Genomic DNA, 20,643 nt, shown 5'->3' on the forward strand with positions numbered 1-20,643 from the left:
CGGGGGTGTGCGGGCTACCGCGACCGCTTCAGCGAGCGGCGTCGACGGTGCACTGCGGGCTGCCATCGGCGGCGCTGCAGTGATAGGTGGCCTCACGCTCGCAGCCAGCCACGCGGAACACGTAGGGGCTGATCTCGCCGACCGTGACCTGAGCCTCTTCGCAGCTGAACTCCGCGATGAAGCGCTGCGTGGCCAGGATGGTGAGGTTCGAGCACCAGCGATGGTCCGTGCCCACGCCCGTTGGGCACTGGTAGACGCCGGTGCGACCGCAGCCACGCACGATGTACGTGTCGTTGCTGCGCCGCGTGGTCTCGAGGTCTCCGCTGTCGCAGGTGAAGTCCACTTCGGCCTGGCGCTTGGCAGCGCTGAGACCCGGTGAGCAGGCGGTGAGAGCGAGCAACCCGAACATCAACAAGGCAACCCTAGTCATGGCCGCAGAGGGTAGCCCGTTGTGAGGAGGCGCGGCACCAAAAACGTGCACCGCCCCCAAATGGAGATGGTGCGTACGGAACTATGACAGAAATGAGAGGGTGAACGGCGGGGGGTGCGCGGATACTGCCGAAGCAGCCATGGACGATTTCGCGGTCTTCACCTTCTTTTGTGTTGGTCCTGTCATGACGCTGGCGTTCCTCGGGGCCGGCCTCATGGCGGCGGTCGCCAACAGCCGGCGACGCGCAGAGACGAAGCAACTGCGGGAGGACCTGGACCAGCTGCGCTGGCATCAGACGCGCTTGATTCAAGAGGTGGCGCGCCTGGAGGCCCGGCCGCCAGGGGTGACGACCACCGCACCGCCGATGGTCCAGCAGGGGAGCCTGCCGCAACCGGAGGGTCCGGCGGCACCCGAGCTGGAAGCGCCGCCCACGGCAGAAGTGGCCGCTCCAGCGGAAGCCACGCCGGCGTGGGCCGCGAACGTCCTCTATCCGGTCGCAGGGGCCGCCCCCTCGCCAATGGTCGCCTCCGCTCCCCTCGAGGCGGCTCCGGAGTGGTCGGCCCCACAGCCCGAGGCCGCCGTGGAGCAGGGAGCAGTCGCGCCCGTGCCCCCTGCGCCGCCCCTGGACGTGCGCCCGCCCATGCCCCAGCCCCCGCCGGCGGGGCCGCCGCCGCGCAAGGGGCCGGGCCTCGAGGAGTGGCTGGGCGTTCGCGGCATCGCGCTGCTGGGCGCGCTCACCCTGGTGGTCGCGGGCATCTACTTCTTCCGCTACTCGGTGGAGCACGGCCTGATCACGCCGGCCATGCGCGTCATCCTCGGCGTGGTGGTGGGGCTCGCGTGCATCGGTGCGTCCGAGCGGCCGCTGCGCTCGCGTCACCCGCTGCTGGCCAACTTCATCGCGGGCGCCGGCGTGGCCATCTTGTACTTGGCCAGCTGGTCGAGCGGTGCCCTCTACGAACTGGTGCCGCGGCCGGCCGCCTTCGCGCTCATGGCGGTGACCACCGCCGCCTGCTGCGCGCTCGCCATTCGGCACAAGGCGCTGAGCATCGCGATGATCGGGCTCCTGGGTGGGTTCATCACACCCATCTCGCTCTCCACGGGGCAGGACCGCCCGCTGGCGCTGTTCGGCTACCTGCTGCTGCTCGACGTGGCGCTGCTGGCGGTGGCGCAGCGCACGCGCTGGGGGGTGCTGGCGCTGCTCAGCGTGCTGGGCACGTTCGTCTACCAAGTGGGCTGGGTGATGGGCCGCATGGGGGCGGAGCGCACCTGGCTCGGCGTCGCCATCGTGGCGATGTTCGCGCTCGTGTTCGCGCTCGGGTCCCTGCTCTCGGAGCGCAAGGCCAAGGCCGAGGGGCGCACGCCCAGTGGTCTCGAGGGCCTGGTCACCAAGGCCACGCAAGCGCTCGCCATCCTGCTGCCGTTCCTGTTCCCGCTGTTCTTCGCCGCCCACGAGGACCTGCGCATCGACCTCTTGCCCACGCTGGTGCTCGTGACGGCCCTCACGATCGGGGCCGGGGTGATCTCGCTGGCCACGCGCTCCTACTGGCTGCAGGTGGCCGCCGCTGCGGCGGGCGGGGTGACGCTGCTGGTGCACGTGCTCGCCATGCAGCGTGAGCCGCTCGGTTGGCTCTTCGCAGGGGTGGCGCTGGCCGTGATGGCCGCGCACTACGCGGTAGTCGAGCGGTGGGCGATCCTGCAGCGTCGCGCCACCGCAGACGGATCCGGCGTCGGGGCGCCGGCATTGCCTGGTCCCACGGAGGGTTTTGGCTTCCTGCCCAGCCACGCGTTCGTGCTGTTCGTGGCAGCGGCGCTCTTCGCGCTGCTGCTGGGAGCAGACCGCGTGCTGCCCGCAGCGGGCACCCTCACCACGCTGCTGGTCCTCTTGGGCGCCACGCGCGTGGCCTCCGTGGGTGCGCTGCACGTCGTGGGCGCGCTGGTGGCTCCCCTGGCCACGCTCACCATGGTCGTCATGCACGTGGCCCAGGGGCAGCGCGCGGGCGGCCCGAGCGAGCTGCTGTGGCTCGCGCTCTGCCTGGTGCCGGTGGTGGCATCACAAGGAGGGGCGCTCGGGGGTTCACCCGAGAGTCGACGCTTCCTCGATCACGGCGCGGGCCTGGCCGCGCTGGTCTTTGCCGCGCACCTCGTCTTCCTCTCTCACGCGGTGCCAGCCACGCCGTGGCTCTACGCCTTTGCTGCGGTGAGCGCGCTGCTGCTGGTGTCCCTGCCGCTGGCCCGCTCCGGGGTGGGCGCCTACCTCGGCCCGGTGGTGCTCATGCTGGCTGCCCATGCCGTCGCCGTCGGCTCGCGCAGCTCGGCGTTCGACGGGTCCGCCACCTGGCTCGCGTGCCTGGTGGCCATCGCGGCGAGCGCCACGGTGCTGCCCATGCTGGTGCTGGGTGAGCGCGCGCGGCGCTCGCCAGGGCTCTATCGCGGCGCGGCGCTGGCCATGCCGCTGTTCTTCCCGGCCATCCTCGAGTCCTATCAGGGCATCTTCGGACGGACCACAGACGGCATCCCGGCCGTCCTCGCCGGGGTCATCGTGCTCCTCTCGCTCGCCAGCGCGAAGCAGCTCGCGCCGGCGGCCGTGCGCATCTCGGCCATCGCGTGGCCGGCCGCAGCGGCGCTCGGCTTCATCACCGTGGCCATCCCGCTGCAGCTCGAGAACGAGTGGGTGACGGTAGGCTGGGCGCTCATGGGCGCGGCCTTGCTGGCGCTCTTCCGCCGCGTGGATCACGCCGGACTCAAGTACTTCGCGCTGCTGCACTTCGCCGTGGTGGGCGTCCGCCTGCTGATGAACCCGTACATCCTCGAGTACCACCCCGTGTCGGCGTGGCCCTTCCTCAACTGGCTGGCGTACACGTACTTGGTGCCCATCGCGGCGGCGCTCGCGGGCTTCGCGTGGCTGCGCGACATCGAGATCGCGCGTCGTCGTCCCATCGAGGTCAGCCTCATGCCCAAGAACGTGGCGCTGTTCGCGAACGGGCTCGGGGTGCTGGCGGTGGCGCTCGGCTTCGCGTGGATCAACCTCACCATCATCGATGCGTTCGCGCCGGACGGGCCGCTCGAGATCGAGTTCGACCGGCAGCCGGCGCGTGACCTCTCGCTGAGCCTGGCGTGGGCGCTGTACGGCGCGGTGCTCCTGGGCATCGGCATGTGGCGCAAGAGCACGGCGCTGCGCGGGCTCAGCCTGGGTCTCGTGATGCTGACCATCGCCAAGGTCTTCCTGGTGGACCTCGGCAACCTGCAGGACCTCTACCGCGTGGCCTCGCTGGTGGGCCTCGCCATCTCGCTCATCGTCATCTCGCTCGCATACCGGCGCTTCGTGTTCCCCTCGTCGGACACGGACGCCCAGGAAGGTGGACCGTCATGAAGAGCTCCCTCTCTCGAGCGCCGCGACGCGCCCTGCATGGCCTGGTGGCGCTCTCGTGGCTGGCGGCCAGCGTCTCGGGCCCGCACTTCGCAAGCGCCCAGGGCGGTGCGGATGGCGCGAGCGAGGACCTGCGCGCGCTGTTCCCGCAGCGGGCACGCATCGAGACGGGCGGCGTCTATGGCCTGGTGCGTGCACCGCTGCCGGCCGAGGTGCTGTCCAGCGTGCGCGCCGATCTGGCGGACCTGCGCGTGTTCATCGACGACGGTTCGGTGGAGTTCGTGATCGAGGCCGACGCTCCACAGCGCGCCACCGAGTCGCGCCCGCTCTTGCCGGTGGACGTGCGCGAGCGCACGGCGGGTGACCCCACGCGCCCCACCGTGGTGGAGACCTGGGACGTCGTGTTGCCGACGGACCTCCCCGGTGCTGCTGCGGACAGCGGCAGCGAAGCAAGCGGGCTCGAGTGGCGGCTGCGCTTCGGGCTCACGCCGAGCGAGCTGGTGCGCGAGCTGACGGTGCACCGCGTAGACGCGCAGGGCGCCGAGACCGAGGTGCTGGCCACCACGCTCTTCCGCATGGCTGCGCCGCTGCGCGAGAAGGTGGAGGTCGCCATCCCCACCGCTCCCGGTGTTCGGCTGCGCCTGCGCTTGAGCGGCACCGCGCCCGCGCTGCGGCCCACGCTCACGCTGGTGAGCGAGAGCGTGCTGCGCGCCTCCCGTGAGCTGCGCGTCCCGCTCGAAGTGGTGACCACCGAGCGGGTGGGCGGCAACGAGACCGTGCTCACGCTGCGACGTCCCCGCGGCGTGGTGCCCGAGTCGCTCGTCTTCGAGACCACCAGCGGCGCGTTCCACCGCGAGGTGACCGTGGAAGACGCGGGGGTGGGTGGGAGCGCGCGGCAGGCTGGGCGGGCTGTCATCTACCGCATCCCCGACTGGGACGAGCACGCGCTCGACGTGCCGCTGACGCGGACCTCCGGCGACCTGCTGCGCGTGCGCATCATGGACCAAGACGCGCCGCCCCTCGAGGAGGTGAGCGTCATCGCGCGCGTTCGCCAGCCGGCGTTGGTGTTCGACGCGTACGGCTCACCGGAGCTGTTCTTCGGGGGCGCTCGCGCCACGCGGCCTGCCTATGGTCTGGGCGACGCGCTGCGCTACCGGCTGACGCCCGACGCGCCCGTCGCGGAGGCCAGCGTGATGGACGTGACGAGCAACCCGCGCTTCCACGCGGGCCCGGTGCTGGCGTTTGCCATGCGTCCGGGCGCCAGCGTGAACGTGGCGGAGTTCTCGCACGCGCTGCCGCTGCGCGTGACCGAGACGCCCGAGGGCCTGACCCGGGTGCGGCCCACCATCGCCGCGCTGGCCGCAGGGCGCGACGGGCAGGGCGACTTTCGCGTGGTGGACGGCGAGGGCCGGCAGTGGCCATTCCTGTGGGGTGACGAGAGCCACGAGGTGACCGTAGCGGGCGCCGTCAGCGTGCGACTCGTCCCGGAGACGCGCACGTCGGTGCACACCATCGCGGTGCCTGCGGGTGGGCTCACGGTGGACCACGTGCTGCTGGACGTGGAGGACGCGCTCGTGGACCGCAACTACGAGGTGTGGATCCGCGAGGTGCCCGAAGGCGAGCCGTACTCGGCCATGGTGGACACGCTCACGCGCGCGCCCGGGGCTCGTGGGCCGCTTCGCGTGGCCCTGAGCCGCCACGCACAGAGCATCGAGCTGCACGTGCAGAACGGCGACGAGCGCCCGCTGACCATCCGACGCGCCACGCTGGTGACGCTGGCGCGCGACCTGTTCCTGGCCGCACCGGCGGGGGAGTACCGCTTGCTGGTGGGCAGCGACACCGTGGACGACCCGCGCTACGACATCGAGAGCGCGCGCGACCTGGTGCTCTCGGTGCGCGCCGAGGACGCCGAGCTCGGCGAGCTGGTGGCCAACCCCGCGTACGCACCGCCCAGTCCGAGCCGCGACGCCATGACCGAGGCTGCGCTGCTGGCGGTGCTGGCGGTAGCCGTGCTGTTGCTGGGCCTGCTGACGTTCCGCCTGGTGCGCAGCGAGCCACTCGAGGGGCTGGCCACTCCCGGTGAGCCACACAGCACCACGTCTCAGGGGCCCGTGGCCACCGAGGACGCCACGGAGAGCGCGCCAGGGCCCAGCGACCCGGGCGCGGGAGGCGAGCCCTCGAACCCTGGCGAGGGTGCGTCTCCGGACGAGCGTGACAAGCTGCCCGAATGAGCGCACCCGACTTCGAGTACATCGACACCACGGCGGCCCTGGCCCAAGCCGTCGAGGACGCCGCACAGGCGCCCGCCTATGCGTTGGACACCGAGTTCCACCGCGAGACCACGTACTACGCGAAGGTCTGCCTGGTGCAGCTGGCGTGGGCTCGGCGCGTGGTGTTGGTGGACGCGCTGGCGCTGGACCTGCGCGCGTTGCGCCCGCTGCTGGACGGTCCCGGGCTGTGCGTCATCCACGCGTGCTCGCAGGACCTCGAGATCCTGCTCAAGGACGTGGGGGCGGTCCCCAGCCGCCTGTTCGACCCGCAGATCGCGGCGTCCTTCTTGGGGATGGGCACGCCTGCGCTGGGTAAGCTGGTGCAGGACGGACTCGGGCTGGTGCTGGGCAAGGGCGCGCAGCTGGCCGACTGGACGCGCCGCCCGCTGGCCCCCGACGAGCTTCGCTACGCTGCCGAGGACGTGGTGCACCTGGTCGAGCTGGCCGAGGTGCTCTCGCAGCGCCTGCGCGAGCGAGGTCGGCTGAGCTGGTGCGAAGAAGAGTGCGAGCGCGTGCGCCGCGAGGCCCGCGTGGGGCGCGACCCGCTCACGGCGTGGTGGAAGGTGAAGGGCAGCAGCTCGTTTCGTCCACGCGCGGCCGCCGTGGCGCAGGAGCTGATGGCCTATCGCGAGCGCACGGCCATGGCGGACGACGTGCCGGTGCGGCGCATGCTGCCCGACGTGGCGGTGCTGGCCATGATCGACCGGCCGCCCAAGAACGCGGCGGAGCTCGACCGTGTGCGCGGGCTCGACCGGCGCGCCCTGCGCGGACACGAGGCCGACCTGCTGGCCGCACTGGAGCGTGGGCGAGAGCTGAACCTGGCCGACTTGGTGGCGCAGCCGGTGCTCGCGGCGGCGACCGCTCCGCAGGGCTTGATCGGCTTGGCCATGGCGTGGGCTCAGCAGCGCGCCGAGGACGAGTCCATCGACCTCCAGCGCCTCGGCAAGCGCGAGGACATCGCGGGGTTCGTGTCGGGCTTACCGGGCACGTCGCTCGCGGACGGCTGGCGCCACGAGCTACTGGGGCGCTCGCTGCAGCGCCTGGTGGACGGCGAGGTGTCGCTCGGCATCGACCACGGCCGCGTGGTGATGATCGAGCGCTGACGGGCGCGCACGAGGCCAGCTCATGACGCCCACCCTCGACCTCTTCGCGACGGATGCCGAACCGGCCCGCAACCTGCTGCCGGCCGATGGCGAGGTCTACGACCACGGGCGCGTGTACGGCGACGACGAGGCGCTGGCGCTGTTCTCCGCGCTGCTGGACGAGGTGGCGTGGCAGCACGACGAGCTGGTCATCGCGGGCAAGCGCCTCGTCACGGCGCGGCAGGTGGCGTGGTACGGCGACCGGGAGGAGGCGTATCGCTACTCGGGGTCCACCAAGGTGGCGCGGCCGTGGACGCCGCTGCTGCTGGCGGTGAGGCAGCGCGTCGAGGCCGCGGTGGGGAGCACGTTCAACGCGTGCTTGCTCAACCTCTACCGCAACGGCGACGAGGGCATGAGCTGGCACAGCGACGACGAAGGCGCGCTCGGGCGCACCCCGACCATCGCGTCGCTGAGCCTCGGGGCCCGGCGCCGCTTCGACCTTCGCCACAAAGCGGACCGCCGCAAGGTCTCGCTGGTGCTCGACAGCGGGCAGCTGGTGGTCATGGCGGGCGTCACCCAGCGGCACTGGGAGCACGCGCTGCCCAAGACGAAGCAAGTGCGCACGCCGCGCATCAACCTGACTTTCCGCACGATTATCGGCCCGCCCTGATGCGCGCTCCCACCGTGGATCACGGTACGGGGTCGTGCGTGAGCTCGAGCAGCGTGAGCTCGATGTACGCGAAGGACTCTTCGCCGGCCGTGGCCCAGCGCGCCTCACCGCGGCTCTGGATGCGCAGCCCACCAAAGTCGCGCGGGCTCGAGAGCGGAGTGGACCAGCGCGTGACCACGAAGCGCCCTTCGACGTCGCGCCCGCGGTCGTCCGAGACGAAGTCCTGCAGCATGCCGTCCTCGCCGAACACGAGCTCTGCCGCGATGGTGTGGCCCGCGTTCGTGAACTCGCCCCGCAGGCGGTTGGGTGCGAGCTCGGTCCATGCGATGGGCATGGCGGTCAGCGCACCGGGTGCCAACACCGCCAAGTCGTTGAACAGGGTGACTGTCTCGGCCCGGGTCATCGCAGCGCCGTGCCCCTCGGCCACCTGCACCAGGCCGAGCGCGCGTACGTCCATGCTGGCGTTGTCGCCCACGTAGGCGTGAAGGCCGATGGCGGGGAGCCCCATCATGGTGGCCTCCATGAAGAAGAGGCGCTCCGCAGGGGTGGTCGCGTTCAGCTGCTCGGCCTCGAGCGCCATCCAGCCGGCATCCGCCGCGCTGCGGATGCGGCCACGCCAGCGTGCTCGAAAGCTGGCTGGCACGGGCCGGCCGATGGCGCCGCTGACCGCGAGGTACCGCCGGAGCGGGGCGGGCAGCGACACGACGTTCGCCTGGGTGAGCACCTCGCCGGGGCGCGTGCGGGCCAGCAGGGCCTCCGCGCGCTCACGGTACTCGGCGCGCAGCCCCACCGGGCCGAAGGCCGCGAACACGCACCCCGCGAAGACCAGCAGCACGACGTTCGGCAGCGTCCCGAACTTGGCGTCCGACCACGACGAGACGATGACCGCCTGCGACACGAGCGCGGCCACGAGCCCCACCGCCGAGAGCGCGAGGGCGAGGCCGGGCGAGCGAGGTCCGACCGCGATCAGCAGGGCGGTCGCCACGAGCAGCACGCAGGCCATCAGCCACGCCGCGCCGGCCGCCCGTCCGATGGGCACCTTCAGGGCGTCCAGCTGGGCGAACCCGAACGCCTTGGCGAAGCCCATGGTGTGGAGGAGGGCGTGGGCGACCACGAACAAAGCGAGGGCCCACTTCATCGGAGTGCGCTTCCACGCGCGGGCGCAAGCGCGAACGCAGCGCAGTAGAAGTCCACCGAGCGTCCTTGGTTCTCCACCGCGGACGCGGTGGGGACCACCAACGGGGCGCGCCCGTCGGCCAGCGGGGTGGCGAGCTCACGAACCACCCTGCGGAAGTCCGCCCGCTGGCCGGCCGCCGAGAAGAGACCCCCGATGTCGCGGAACGCGCTCAGCGTGGCCTCGGCGTCACGGCCGAAGCGCATCTGCGAGAAGTCGTAGATCTTGTTGAACGCGTAGCGCACCGGGGCGTCGCGCTCCATGCGCAGCGTGAGGTAGTAGTACGCCGGCGTCAGCGGAGAGGCGTGGCGCATGACGCTCGCGAGGTGTCCCACCTCCTCCGACGCGGCGGGAAAGAGGCCCTCGGTGTTGTCCGCAGCGCCCAGGTAGGCCTTCGCGCGCAGACCGCGCGCGGCGGGTGGCGCCTCGAGGGTCACCACGCCCACCACGGCATCGGGCTCGACCCACGAAGGTAGGACGCACCCGAGGTCGAGGTGGGCCAACGCGGCGTCCACCTCGGCCGCCGTGCCGACCCCCGCGCCCCAAGCATCTTCCTGGAAGTAGACCTTCAAGCGCGGCGGCACCGACGGCGCGTCGAACGCGAACGAGAGCGTGGTCACCCCGGGCCGGGGCAGCGCATGGGCCAGCGCCTCGGCCGCTTCCGTGATGCGCTCGGCTCCCACCACCGACGCGGCTTCTCCCACGAGGTCACGCACGGGGCGCGGGTCGAAGCGTGAGTTCACGGTGAAGCCCCAGGCTGCGCGCTCGCCGGCGGCCAGATAGCCGTCGTACTTCATGGAGAACGGCTGGTCCTCCGCCGTGATCTCCGCAGACCGCTCCACGAAGTTGCGCACGGCGGGCGCAATGCGATGCCCGCCGCCCGCTCGCGACAGCGCGTCGAAGAGCGCCAGCGAGGCATCCGCGTGCTGTCGCGCCATGGTCCGAGCGCTCATCGCCGCCTCACGCTCCGTAGCGCCGGGCGCTGGTTCCGGCGGAGGCCATCAGCGCTCGCACTTGGTCCGGGCCGACGGCGGGCCACAACTCCGGCACGAAGCAGAGCCTCGCCTCCGAGATGCGCCAGATCATGAAGCCCGCGCTCAGGTGCGCCGAGTCGCCCGAGCGGATGAGCAGGTCCACGTCGGGCAAGTCCGCGGTCCAGAGCCCGTCCTCGAGCGCCTGCACTTCGCCACGGGTGAGCCTCGCGACGGCGGCCCGGATCTCGTCTCGGCCGTCGTACGCCATCAAGAGCACCACCCGGCGCGGGCCCGTGCCGGCGGCGGCGCGGGCGACGGCGAGCGGGCCGGCCAGCGAGGGACACAGCTCGTCGATGCGGCCGTAGGCCGAGAAGCGTGCTTCGTACTCGCGCAGAAGCGCGGGGGCGGCTCCGGTGAGCCAGTCGCTCAGGGCCGAAAGGATGCCGCGCACCTCCTCGGGGTCTCGCTTCTGCAGGTTGGCCGGTGAACCCCACCAGAACGTCACGCACTCGGCACCGCTGTCGAAGGCGGCACGCAGCGCCGCGTCGATGGCGGCGATGCCAGCGCGATGCCCGTCTTGCGCGGACAGGCCCTGCGCACGCGCCCAACGCCGGTTGCCATCAGGGATTATCGCCAGATGGCGGACGGGACTCGCGGTCACACGCTCACGCTCCGCACCGGCGCGCGGGCGTGCTCGACACTCGGGTGTACATCGCCCCATGCTACCAGCATCGCGATGTTCTTCCCCCCGTCATCGCTCGCAGCGATGACGAGCTCGGCGACGGCCTTGCAGACCACGTCCCAGTCGCTGGCTGACCTGGCCCAAGTGGACGTGAGCAGCTCTCAGCCCCGGCTGGATGTCGCGGAACTCGATGGTGGCTCGAATGACCTCGGTCTGGGGCTCGAGTCGGTGGCGCCCCTGGCCCGGTTGCTTGTCGCACGGACGGTCGTTGGGATCGGCTGCGACTACTGGCGGGGCGGACGCCATCTTGCGCCCCTCGGGCGACGAGTTCGACCGACATCGTGGTGCACTCGAGGAGCGCGATCTGCTTGTCACTCTGGGTCAACCGGCGACCACCACGACCGCCAATCGAGGTATACAGACTCCGTGAACCTCGTCGAAGAGTACGCCTCGCGCGCGCTGGTGGATGCGCATCGGGGGTGTCGCGCGGTGCTGCGTGGCGCCCATCGACACTTCATCTTCCGGCCTGCCCATGGCCAGTGCATCGGGGCTCCAGATGCGCATGGCTTCGAGGTGAAGCCCCTCGAAGACCTCCACCTGCACGCCGTGCGCTGCGAGGAGTTCGCGGGGATGGTGTGGGTCAACCCCGACCCGCAGGCGCCGCTGCGCACCGCCCTAGGACGAGCGTGTGATTGGCTCGCGGCCTACGAACTGGACTCCTGGGGGGTGACTCAGCACGCTGCGGTGCGCCTCCCGGACAGCTGGGAGGCGACGGCCACGGACCCGGCGCAGTCCTGCGTCGAACAGATTGCGCTCACCCGCGGCGAGACCTCCGCGAGCGAGCCGCGCTTCGTGGCTGCGAACGACGCCCGCATCGGGGCCGTGACGGGCGTCGACCTGGTCGCCGCCGAAGCGCTCCTGCGCGGCTACGGCTCTGGAACGAACCCGTCTCGGCCGCTCCTACAGCCACGGGTAGCCGGCACCGCCGTCAAGCACCAGGCCCTGGGCGAGGGCGCGTGAGCCTGCAGGTCCACATCCTCCGGGCGCGCGCCCCGCAGGTAGACCTCGCGGACTTCATTCCCCGTGGCGAGGCCGAACTGCTCTACCAGGACCAGCGGGGCGAGCTGTCTCTGGCTGCCTCGCGGTGCACACCGGGCCCCACGGCAGGAGGCTTTCGTCGCACGGTGGTGCGCTACATCGAAGACGCTGGAGCATGGCGCGCGCTGGACGAGACGGTCTTCGAGATCGATGCCGAGTCCTTCGCGGAGGTCGTGCAGATCACCGCCGCGGGAGGACCCAACCTGCACCTCGCGCCCATTTGCCTGCCCCGTCGGCTCACTGTGGGCGAGTGGCATCGGCCGCTGCCCGGTGTTCCCGCGCGCGTCACGCTGGCCAGCCACGCTCTCGTGCGCATCGAGAGCACCCATCGCGCCGCGCGCACCGAGGTCTCCGCCATCGGGATGCTGGCCACCCAGGGCGGCAAGCGTGGCCTCCAGTGGCTGGCGCTGGGGGTGGGGGAGCTCTGCATCGGTCCCGCCCGTGGTGCTCCGGAACGCTGGTTGATCGCCGCCCGGGTGGACGGCGCGAGCTTCCTGCACGCCATCGAACCCAGCCTGCTGGAGCGCGAACGCCGACCGCTCGGTGCGCTCTCCGACATCGCCCCGCGCTCCTCCGTCTTCTAGTCCCCCAGCACTCGTCTCGGGGGGCGACCAGTTCGAGAACACGGCTCCCGTCGAGGTGAACTTTTGCTCGTCACGAGGGATCGACCGGCGTATGGTCCGCAGCGCATCCGATGCTCCAGCGTCCACTGAACCGAGCTGAAGAAGCGACGCCCGATGCCGACGAAAGGTCCTCTCGTGGGGGTTGGTGGGAGTACGGCCTGCTCGGAGTTCTAGTCGTCGTTGGCGTTCTGCTCCGCTGGTGGCGTCTCGGTGAAGTGCTTCCGTGGATGGACGAAGCTTGGATTCTCGATGTGGTTGCGGAGAGGGACTACGCGTGGATCGCCACGAATTTCAACCTCAACGACGCGTGTATTCCGCTCAGCCTCTACGCTGAGTTCGTCAACGACACGTTTGGTTTGAACGAGTTCTGGCTACGGGCGCCGGCGGCTTTGGGCGGGACAACGCTCGCGCTGGTCGTGGCTTGGCTGAGCATTCGATATCTCCGGCCAGCCCCCGCCTTGCTCCTCGGCGGACTCGTGAGCGTGTCCCCTTACCTCGTGTACCTGTCGCGCGAAGCTCGGCCGCACGCCATCACGCCGACGCTCTTGGTCTCCGCCGCCGCTCTCTCTGCCCATGAGCTCCATACAGAGAACCCGAGTCGTGTCCGGCTCATGGTTGCCGCTTCGCTGGCCGCGCTCTCGCCGTGGTTCCACCCCATAACGCTCGGGAGCAGCAGCGTCTTGATGGCGGTGGTCTGCGCCGCAGTTCTATTCCGCCGGCCCGTCGAACCAGTGCCGCGCTCCGTGTTGCCCCTCATCCTGACGACGTACGTCGCTACGCTGGCGTTGACCTTGGCGCCGAGCGCAGCGTCGCTCGCCGAGACGATACAACGCTACGGAGGACGTGGTTCCGTCGAACTCGCTACGGTGGAGGGTGCGTTGATGTTGCCCATCTACGCCGAAGCGCCAGTCCCGTGGTGGGCGGTCGGTCTGACGATGCTGCCAGGGGCGATCTGGCTGGTGCGGCGGGCTGCTTGGATCGGCGTCGGCGCTGTCGTGCTGGTGTCTTCGCAGGTGCTCGCCATGCTGTGGTTGCACTCCTACTTCATCCAGGTCCCCATGATCTGGCTCCGATACCATGTGCAAGTGCTGCCCTTTGGGTTTCTCCTTCTGGCAGGGACCCTCGCTTGGTTCGACGAAGCCCTCCGAGGACGATGGACCAAGGCTTCGTCGGTCGTCGCGGCCAGCGGCGTGCTCGCTGTGTTCGTCCACGCGCTCGTAGGTTGGGGCTACAGCATCCGCGAGACCGACGCCTACAACGCAAACCCCATCATGGCGTACCTGGATCCCGAGGACCCCGAGCTCCGAGCCATAGTCCCGCCGTTCTATTCGGAGGTGCTGCCGTCTCTGCCAGCAGGAGTCGTCGTGGAGGCGCCTGTGATCTTTCCCTTCCCGGTGTATGGGCTCTATCAGCGCGTCCACGGAAGACATGTGCGCATGGCTGGTCTTGGCGTTGGGCCATGGCAGTCGCGGTTCGACACGCCCGGCTTTCGGTTTCACACCGTGCCTGGAACCGCTTCTCCCCGGACGCTCCGAGACACGCGCGGCGTGTTGATCGTCCACCATCGGGTCGGTGAGGAAGTCGCGCGCTTCTACCGCGCCGGACTCCGAGCGAAGAGCGTTGCGCGCCAACTCGTCCCGTTCCCCAACCTCGAACGCGCGGTCGGGGGATGGTGGCCGGGGCGTCCGGCCTTAGAGACCGCACAGCCGCCGATTTATCAGGACGACCTGATGAGCGTCTACGAACTGCCTCTAACGCGTTGAAGTCACGCGAGGAGCATTCGAGCCAGGGTTGGGCCAGCCTTGGTAGCCAGCCGGATGACCGTTCGTGGCCGAGTGTAGTGCGACGCTATGAGGGTGCGTGCGAAGCGCTCGACCTCCCGCCGTTCGAGCTGCTCAGGTCGGAAGGCGGCCTCGGCTTGAGCGCGTGTCGGGTTTGGAAGGACGCCGGCTTCGCGGACCTCGTTGTAGTAGGTCGTGCCCGGGTACGGGTGCGCGAAGTACACGGTGAGCAGATCGGGATCGACGCGTCGAACGAAGTCTGACGTCTCGGTGAGTGTGGACCGGGTCTCCCACAGAAATCCGACCATCACGTACATCAGGCTGAGGATGCCGAGGCGATCGCAGGCCCTGAACACGCGCCTGGTTTGCTCTGCGTCGGGGACCTTGCGGATGTGGCGTCCGATGTACTCGCTCCCGGTCTCTACGCCGAAGCTGATGCCATAGCAGCCCGCCGCGGCCATCGCGCGCAACGATTCTTCGTCGGTGGTGTCGATCCGAGTTGCGGTCACCCATCGCGCCCCGGGGCATCGCGCACGGATGGCCTCACATGTTGCGAGCGCCCACTTGCGGTTCAACGTGAAGGTCTCAGCCCGCAGATAGAAGTAGCGGTAGCCAGCGTCCCAGAGCTCCGCGATCTCGCTGGCCACGCGTTCCGGACTCGGGTGGCGTGCCTGCTTGCCAGACACCGTGGCAACGAGGCAGAACGAGCAAGGAAATGGGCAGCCACGCTGCACGTGCACCGTCGCTTGCGGTCGAGGGCCTCCACGGACGCGGTAGAGCGAGGGCGTAATGATCGTCCGATCCGGACGAGGGAGATGGTCCAAGTTCGCGGCATTGGTGCGCCTCCGTCGACGACGGAACCTTCGCTCAGGTAGACCGCTCCAGGCGCACCGAGCCAGCCGTGTCGCGCGACGGCGTCGAAGACGAGTTCGTAGTCGCCCTTCACGCAGAAGGTCGGTCGCGCCGGATGGAGGAGCAGATCGCGAGCCTGGGTGTAAACCGGCGCACCTCGTACGCACGTGTCGAGCGACGGCGCGCGCGTGCGTAGCTCCGCCAGCCAGGCGAGGTCGTCGTCCTGCGATCCGAACGTGGTCGTCACGACGACGAGGTCGGCTCGCCACGCGAGGACCTCCGCCAGCGTTCGTTCAGCGTCCCACTGCAGCGCCGGAGCATCGATCAAATGAGAGGCAACACCAAGCGCTCGCAGCGCGCCCGCCGCCTCGCACTCTTCGAGTGGTGGACGCATCTGGGGCACTAGGTCGAGGCGGAAGAAGGACTGGCATCGGTCCTCTCGGCAGTACGTTCCCGTCGGAGGGAATACGAAGAGAATGCGCTGGTATCGCGTGTTCAGCGCGCTTGTGCTGCATCGTGTCGACAGCATCAGTTCGAACACCCCCCGAAGCGATCGTCGCACCGGATTCCGCGGCGGTGGGCCCAATACGCTGCGGTCGTTTCGACGACGCCCAGACCGTACTTGATGCTGGCCCACGGTCCCACCGACGAAGCGCCTCGAAAATAGCGTGCGGGTGAAGCCACTTCACCAATGCGGTACCCGCGGTCCACGCACTGCGTCAGTACCTCCACGTCGAACTTGAAGTCGTTGCTGTTGCGATGCAGGGGCAGGGACTCGAGTACGTGTCTGGAGAAGACGCGATATCCGGTGTGGAACTCCGTTAGTTGGGTGCGGAGCACAGCGTTCTGTCCGAGCGTGAGCAGGCGGTTCGCGTAGTACTTGTACGTTGGCATTCCACCGTGTCGCGGATCGAGGTCAGCGAATCGTGATCCCAGAGTGAGGTCGCACGTCCCATCCGCAATGGGAGCGATGAGCGCGGGCAGAAGGTACGCAGGATACTGTGCGTCGGGGTGCAACATCACGATGATGTCCACCGTCGGCTTCAGGTCGAGTATCGCGGCGTAGCAGGTCTTCTGATTCGCCCCATAGCCGCGATTCTGTGGGTGCACGAGCATGGGGATCCCGAGCTGCGCAGCGAGAGCCACGGTCCCGTCTTGGCTGGCGTCGTCAACGAGAAGCTGGGCGTCCACGAGGTTTTCGGGGATCGAGCTAACGACTTCTTCGAGGGTGCGCACGGCGTTGTACGCGGGGTAAACCACGCCTACCCGAAACCTGCCATACATGCACCAGACGCTAACACGGCGGGTGGCGGGGCTCGTCCGAAAACTGCGCCCGGAGCGCTCGGCTCATGACAGCGTCCTCACAGGGACGATTTCGGATGTGCCGAACTTACGAAAGTAGTCGGAGAAGTGGCCACCGCAGCGGCTCCGCCGCTCGCACCCCGAGCAGCTCTCGGGCCGCATGCGTCCCAGCGTCACGGGCTTGGGAGCCTCGTGGTATTCGGCTCGCGACCAGAAGTTGACGTCCTCGCGCTCGCCGGCAGCGTTGTCTGAGAGATCCTGGTCATCGAGCACATCGTCGTGAGTGTCGTCCCAAAGGGATTCGCCGAGCACACAATGGGGAAAACAGAAGAAGATGAGACGACATCCGTGGGCGCGGACAGACTGGCTCAATGCTATGAATTTAGGTTGGAGTTCCCGTAGCTCGGAGAGCCGCAGTGCCTCGTCCTCGCTGGGAATCCGGGTGCCGTCGATGGGCACCGCGTTGCCCATGATCCAGCGCTCGGGACGCGCACGCACCAAGAGAGCCGCCATCTTCTCGAGGTCATCCACGTTGCTCCGCGACATCACGGTAGCGATTCGCACGCGCTCCTCTCCGCGGTGCTCGAGAAAGTTGTCGAACGCCGTGTTGAAGAGTCGCCACCACGACGAGTGTCCCGTGATGTGGGTGCCGCGTTCGTCGCCGAATGCGTGGAGGCTGATCATGACCTCGTCCAGGAGACCCTTGACCTCCTCCGCGAAATCCATGCGGGCCCAGCGCAGCAGGTTCGTAATCACGAACGTTCGCATGCCCAACTCACGGCAGAGACGCAGGGCGTCGACGAAGCGAGGGTGGATGGTCGCCTCACCGCCCATGAACTGAATCAGCTGGACGCCCCGCGCAGCGTTTTCCCTCAGGTGCTTCTCAATGGTCTCCCAGGGCATGAATGAGCGGCTGTTGATTCGCTCGGACTCGATGCAGAAGTAACACTGCAGGTTGCAGGCGCTGCTGATGAAGAGTTCGACGCGCTTCGCGTCCGTCCCGCCTGCAGGAAACGAGAGGCCTTTGGCGTCGAGGCGCATCACGATTTGGCCGAGCTCGTTCACGACGCGGGGCGAGGGCAACTCGCCTTGCGCGCGCAGGGCCAGGTGCCGGCCCCGAAACTCGGACTGGCTGGCCAAGGTCGCGTCCTCGACGACAATCTGGAAGCTTCGGGTGGCGTCGGTCACTGGGAAGTAGACCCGCCGATGAGCGGTGAAGGGACGACCCATCGTCCATCGTGGGTTGACCTCCAGCCACCTACGAAAGCCGTGGTGCCACAACCGTTTCGCGAGGTCGTTTTCGCTCGATTCCGAGGTGCGCGGGGCAGAGGGGCTGTGCTGGTCCATGCTGCGATGGTAACATGCAGAGGAATGCTGCGCGGTCCTAAGCGCTTGGCGCTGCCACTCCAATCGAGTAAGGTGCGGAGATGGCTGCGGCTGCCCAGCTCGAGCTCAACCTCGGGCATCACTGCAACAACCGGTGCGTGTTCTGCCTCTGCGGACAGCTCACGGAGCGCGGCCTGGCCGAGCCCAACCCAGTTTACCAGATGCGCATGGAGCTCGATCGCGCCGTGGTCGAGGGCGTGCGCCGCGTGACCTTCCTCGGTGGGGAGCCCACGCTCCAGTCGGGCTTCGACGACCTGATGGCCTACGCCGCCACACTTGGCTTCGAAGAGATCACCATCTTCACCAACGGCGCGCGCACGGGCAAGCGCGACTTCATCGAGCGCATCACCAGCTTCGGGCCGTTCACCTGGCGGTTCTCCATCCAAGGTGGCGACGAGGTCACGCACGACCGCAACACCAAGCGACCGGGGTCGTTCAGGCGCATCGTGCACGGCATGGCGGTGCTGCAAGAACTCGGGCAGCGCATCACCGTCAATACATGCGTCAACGGCAACAATGTGGACTCACTGCCCATGTATCCGGCGCTCCTCGCGCAGTACGGCGTGGTGCAGTTCCATGCGGACATGGTCCGGCCCCACAGCACGGGGGAGCGCAGCGAGGAAGAGGTCGCATCGCTGGTTCCGGACTACGGCGTGGTGCGCGCTCGAATGACAGAGATGATGGAGGGCTTCGAGCGGCTCGGCTCCGGCATCGAGGTGAACATCGGGAACCTGCCGTACTGCGTGCTGCCCGAGTTCGCGCGCATCATCGAGCACGGCGGCGAGTTCACGTGGACCATCAGCGGCGACGGTGGAGCCAGCCTGCGGGACCCGTTGGACAAATACAGCTACCAGCGCGAGGCGCATGGCTTCCTGCCGTCGTGCGCGAGCTGCCTCACACGCCCCCGTTGCAAGGGCCTGCCAGACGTCATGCTCGAGCGCGGAGACCTCGCGCTCATCCAGCCGGTGAGCCTCGCCACGCTTCGGGCCGTGTCGCCCGCGCGGCGAGACCTGAGGGCGGTCGTGGGGGCGTACCTCGCCCAGCTCAGCGGCGTGGCCGAGCCTGAGTCGAGCGACTGGGCGCTGGACGTCCTCGGCGGTGACGCGAACGGTGTCGACGTGAACGTACGGACACCTTCGGGGACCGCCACCTTCCATTTCGGGCCGCCCCCCGCGCCTCGGGCGCTCGCTCGCTCGCGGGACTTCTCGCTGGTGCTTCGCATGACCCGGGCCACCGCTTCGGACACCGCGCGTGCCTTCGCTGTGCTGGTGAAGCGCCTCTCGAAGGCGGACCTCGGGGTCATCGAACCCACGCTCTCCGGCGCCGAGCTGGTGGAGTCGCTCATGCTGCCGGACGACCGCAAGCGCGGCGTGCTTGAGCTACGCCATGCACTGCTGCGCCTCCGTCGGGTGACCAACGGGCCGAACGGACTGCGCTTCGGGAAGACCCAGAGCCTCTCGGAGGAGTTCGGTGTCGGGATCCCCGTTCATGACGCGAACGGCAGTGCGGGTCAGGTGCGCTTGGTGCTAGGCGCCGGCCAACACACCCCCGTTCACGTGGAGTTCGATGGCTGCGTGTCGCAGGAGGCGCAGAAGCACATCTTTGCCGCGGCGGTGGCTGGCTCGGTGCCGACGCATGGATGAGCAATTAGGGGCTGCACCCGTGGACTTGGTCGACCCCCTCACTCCCTTCGTCGGCCCCATGAAGACCGAGCTCGGCAACAGAGTCCGGGCCTTCGTCGAGGCACCCGGCGGTGCGGACGTCGGCTGGCGGTTCGTGCCCGGAGGTCTCGACCTGCGCATCGCCATGGAGGGTGGCGCCGTCCAGCTCGAACTACGACAGCCTGCCTCGGAGCGGGCCGGAGCATGGCGCGCGGAAGGTGGGTCCGTGCGTGTCCGGCGCGCGTGGTCCGACGCCGGACTGCAGCGCGCGCCCGCGCTGCGACGCGTCGTCGCCGGGCTCCTGAAGCGGCATGAATCCGGCACTCTCGGACTGGCGCAGTTGTTCGACGTCGTGAACCGCGTGCGGCCCTTCGCCGACGTCCACGACCGCACCTATCGGAGCCTCGAGCCCAACACCGTAGGTCGCGCGGCCATCTTGCGCCTCGGGTTTCGCTGCAACCAAGACTGCACGTTCTGCTGGCAGGGTCGCGACTGGCCGTCCCCACCGGAGGAACTGTACTGGACCTGGCTGGACGAGATCGGAACCATCGGCGTCGACATGCTGACGATCACGGGGGAGCCCACGCTCTTTCGGCGCCTCCCCGAGCTGGTCGAGCGAGCGCACAAGATCCACGGCTTGCGTGTCTCCATGCAGACCAACGCCATCAAGTTCGCAAAGGCCGAGTTCGCCGAGCGCCTGGCGGATGCTGGACTCGAGGTGCTGCTGGTGTCGCTGCACTCCGCGGATCCCAAGGTCTCGGACAGCATGACCCGCGCTCCGGGCACCCACGTCCGGACGATTGCGGGCGTTCACGCCGCCCTGCGTGCGGGCCTCAAGGTGGCGTTCAACTGCCTGGTCGAGCGGGACAACGTGCTTCAGCTGCCGGAGCTGGCGGAGTACGTGGCTACCGAGTTCGCGGCGCCGTTTCCCAGGCAGGTCCCGGTGGTCAACTTCTCTCAGGCGGGCGGCTACCACGACACCGAGCGCTTAGGGAGCTCGTTCGTGTCCCTTGACGACGTGCGCGATCCCCTGGTGCGCGCTACGCGGCGGCTCCGTGCGGCGGGTGTCTCGGTCGAGAACTTCGGCTCGTGCGGGTTTCCGAGCTGCGTCTTCCACGACCAGCCGGATCTGCTGCCTGATGCGCGCCGCGAGCTGGGGGCCCACCACATGGCGGCGCGCACTACCAACACCGACCTGTGTCGCACGTGCAATCGAGTGGGCACATGCGTCGGTGTGCGACGCAATTACCTGGAGCGCTTCGGCGAGGCCGGACTTCGACCATTCGTGTGA

General features: G+C 69.0%; 16 protein-coding genes. 9 read left to right on the forward strand and 7 right to left on the reverse strand.

The annotated features are described in order from the left end of the window. Positions 1–28: 28 nt before the first annotated feature. The gene (locus IPI43_15580) at positions 29–430 is read right to left on the reverse strand and encodes a hypothetical protein (protein MBK7775528.1); all 402 of its coding nucleotides are present in this window, start codon (positions 428–430) and stop codon (positions 29–31) included. 139 nt (positions 431–569) lie between these two features. On the opposite strand from IPI43_15580, the gene IPI43_15585 reads away from it, so the two are divergent. From IPI43_15585 to IPI43_15600, 4 genes are read left to right on the forward strand one after another with little or no spacing between them, the layout of a single operon-like run. Then, positions 570–3,800, forward strand: a complete 3,231-nt coding sequence (locus IPI43_15585) for a DUF2339 domain-containing protein (GenBank protein MBK7775529.1) — start codon at positions 570–572, stop codon at positions 3,798–3,800. Next, on the forward strand, positions 3,797–6,028 hold the full coding sequence (locus tag IPI43_15590; GenBank protein MBK7775530.1) for a hypothetical protein: 2,232 nt from the start codon (positions 3,797–3,799) through the stop codon (positions 6,026–6,028). Before IPI43_15585 ends, IPI43_15590 begins: the two co-directional genes overlap by 4 nt. Continuing rightward, positions 6,025–7,170, forward strand: coding sequence for an HRDC domain-containing protein (locus IPI43_15595; GenBank protein MBK7775531.1), 1,146 nt, complete (start codon positions 6,025–6,027; stop codon positions 7,168–7,170). Before IPI43_15590 ends, IPI43_15595 begins: the two co-directional genes overlap by 4 nt. Before the next feature lie 22 nt (positions 7,171–7,192). Next, positions 7,193–7,819 carry an alpha-ketoglutarate-dependent dioxygenase AlkB gene (locus tag IPI43_15600; protein ID MBK7775532.1) on the forward strand — a complete coding sequence of 209 codons (627 nt, stop codon included), beginning with the start codon at positions 7,193–7,195 and terminating at the stop codon, positions 7,817–7,819. A 19-nt stretch (positions 7,820–7,838) separates the two neighbouring features. On the opposite strand, the gene IPI43_15605 is transcribed toward IPI43_15600, so the two are convergent. From IPI43_15605 to IPI43_15615, 3 genes are read right to left on the reverse strand one after another with little or no spacing between them, the layout of a single operon-like run. Continuing rightward, positions 7,839–8,957, reverse strand: coding sequence for a hypothetical protein (locus IPI43_15605; GenBank protein ID MBK7775533.1), 1,119 nt, complete (start codon positions 8,955–8,957; stop codon positions 7,839–7,841). Further along, complete coding sequence (locus IPI43_15610; protein MBK7775534.1) at positions 8,954–9,946, reverse strand: hypothetical protein; 993 nt, start codon at positions 9,944–9,946, stop codon at positions 8,954–8,956. The genes IPI43_15605 and IPI43_15610 overlap by 4 nt, the downstream gene beginning before the upstream one ends. 7 nt (positions 9,947–9,953) lie before the next feature. Further along, entirely contained in the window at positions 9,954–10,628 is a 675-nt protein-coding gene (locus IPI43_15615; GenBank protein MBK7775535.1) for an undecaprenyl diphosphate synthase family protein, read from the reverse strand. A 447-nt stretch (positions 10,629–11,075) separates the two neighbouring features. Here IPI43_15615 and IPI43_15620 point away from each other — a divergent pair, with 447 nt between their 5' ends. The 3 genes from IPI43_15620 to IPI43_15630 all read left to right on the forward strand — a co-directional run bounded on the left by IPI43_15620 (position 11,076) and on the right by IPI43_15630 (position 14,133). Next, positions 11,076–11,669, forward strand: coding sequence for a hypothetical protein (locus tag IPI43_15620; protein MBK7775536.1), 594 nt, complete (start codon positions 11,076–11,078; stop codon positions 11,667–11,669). Next, positions 11,666–12,331 carry a hypothetical protein gene (locus tag IPI43_15625; GenBank protein ID MBK7775537.1) on the forward strand — a complete coding sequence of 222 codons (666 nt, stop codon included), beginning with the start codon at positions 11,666–11,668 and terminating at the stop codon, positions 12,329–12,331. The genes IPI43_15620 and IPI43_15625 overlap by 4 nt, the downstream gene beginning before the upstream one ends. 266 nt (positions 12,332–12,597) lie before the next feature. Further along, the gene (locus IPI43_15630) at positions 12,598–14,133 is read left to right on the forward strand and encodes a hypothetical protein (GenBank protein ID MBK7775538.1); all 1,536 of its coding nucleotides are present in this window, start codon (positions 12,598–12,600) and stop codon (positions 14,131–14,133) included. 2 nt (positions 14,134–14,135) lie between these two features. Here the strand turns inward: IPI43_15630 and IPI43_15635 are convergent, their stop codons facing one another. From IPI43_15635 to IPI43_15645, 3 genes are all read right to left on the reverse strand, one after another. Beyond that, positions 14,136–14,891 carry a radical SAM protein gene (locus IPI43_15635; GenBank protein ID MBK7775539.1) on the reverse strand — a complete coding sequence of 252 codons (756 nt, stop codon included), beginning with the start codon at positions 14,889–14,891 and terminating at the stop codon, positions 14,136–14,138. A gap of 640 nt (positions 14,892–15,531) precedes the next feature. After that, positions 15,532–16,287, reverse strand: a complete 756-nt coding sequence (locus tag IPI43_15640) for a glycosyltransferase family 2 protein (protein ID MBK7775540.1) — start codon at positions 16,285–16,287, stop codon at positions 15,532–15,534. Positions 16,288–16,350: 63 nt separating this feature from the next. Continuing rightward, positions 16,351–17,652, reverse strand: a complete 1,302-nt coding sequence (locus IPI43_15645) for a radical SAM protein (GenBank protein ID MBK7775541.1) — start codon at positions 17,650–17,652, stop codon at positions 16,351–16,353. A gap of 80 nt (positions 17,653–17,732) precedes the next feature. On the opposite strand from IPI43_15645, the gene IPI43_15650 reads away from it, so the two are divergent. Continuing rightward, complete coding sequence (locus IPI43_15650) at positions 17,733–19,334, forward strand: radical SAM protein (protein MBK7775542.1); 1,602 nt, start codon at positions 17,733–17,735, stop codon at positions 19,332–19,334. Continuing rightward, entirely contained in the window at positions 19,327–20,643 is a 1,317-nt protein-coding gene (locus IPI43_15655; GenBank protein MBK7775543.1) for a radical SAM protein, read from the forward strand. Before IPI43_15650 ends, IPI43_15655 begins: the two co-directional genes overlap by 8 nt.

The sequence above is a fragment of the Sandaracinaceae bacterium genome (genome assembly GCA_016706685.1).
GTDB lineage: Bacteria > Myxococcota_A > Polyangia > Polyangiales > Houyiibacteriaceae > JADJJE01.

What these genes read in the sequence shown, in the direction of transcription:
- IPI43_15590 (MBK7775530.1), top strand. Translation starts at nt 3,797, where the DNA reads ATGAAGAGCTCCCTCTCTCGAGCGCCGCGACGCGCCCTGCATGGCCTG.
- IPI43_15605 (MBK7775533.1), bottom strand. Translation starts at nt 8,957, where the DNA reads ATGAAGTGGGCCCTCGCTTTGTTCGTGGTCGCCCACGCCCTCCTCCAC.
- IPI43_15600 (MBK7775532.1), top strand. Translation starts at nt 7,193, where the DNA reads ATGACGCCCACCCTCGACCTCTTCGCGACGGATGCCGAACCGGCCCGC.
- IPI43_15645 (MBK7775541.1), bottom strand. Translation starts at nt 17,652, where the DNA reads ATGGACCAGCACAGCCCCTCTGCCCCGCGCACCTCGGAATCGAGCGAA.
- IPI43_15630 (MBK7775538.1), top strand. Translation starts at nt 12,598, where the DNA reads ATGGACGAAGCTTGGATTCTCGATGTGGTTGCGGAGAGGGACTACGCG.
- IPI43_15585 (MBK7775529.1), top strand. Translation starts at nt 570, where the DNA reads ATGGACGATTTCGCGGTCTTCACCTTCTTTTGTGTTGGTCCTGTCATG.
- IPI43_15610 (MBK7775534.1), bottom strand. Translation starts at nt 9,946, where the DNA reads ATGAGCGCTCGGACCATGGCGCGACAGCACGCGGATGCCTCGCTGGCG.
- IPI43_15640 (MBK7775540.1), bottom strand. Translation starts at nt 16,287, where the DNA reads ATGTATGGCAGGTTTCGGGTAGGCGTGGTTTACCCCGCGTACAACGCC.
- IPI43_15650 (MBK7775542.1), top strand. Translation starts at nt 17,733, where the DNA reads ATGGCTGCGGCTGCCCAGCTCGAGCTCAACCTCGGGCATCACTGCAAC.
- IPI43_15655 (MBK7775543.1), top strand. Translation starts at nt 19,327, where the DNA reads ATGGATGAGCAATTAGGGGCTGCACCCGTGGACTTGGTCGACCCCCTC.
- IPI43_15595 (MBK7775531.1), top strand. Translation starts at nt 6,025, where the DNA reads ATGAGCGCACCCGACTTCGAGTACATCGACACCACGGCGGCCCTGGCC.
- IPI43_15580 (MBK7775528.1), bottom strand. Translation starts at nt 430, where the DNA reads ATGACTAGGGTTGCCTTGTTGATGTTCGGGTTGCTCGCTCTCACCGCC.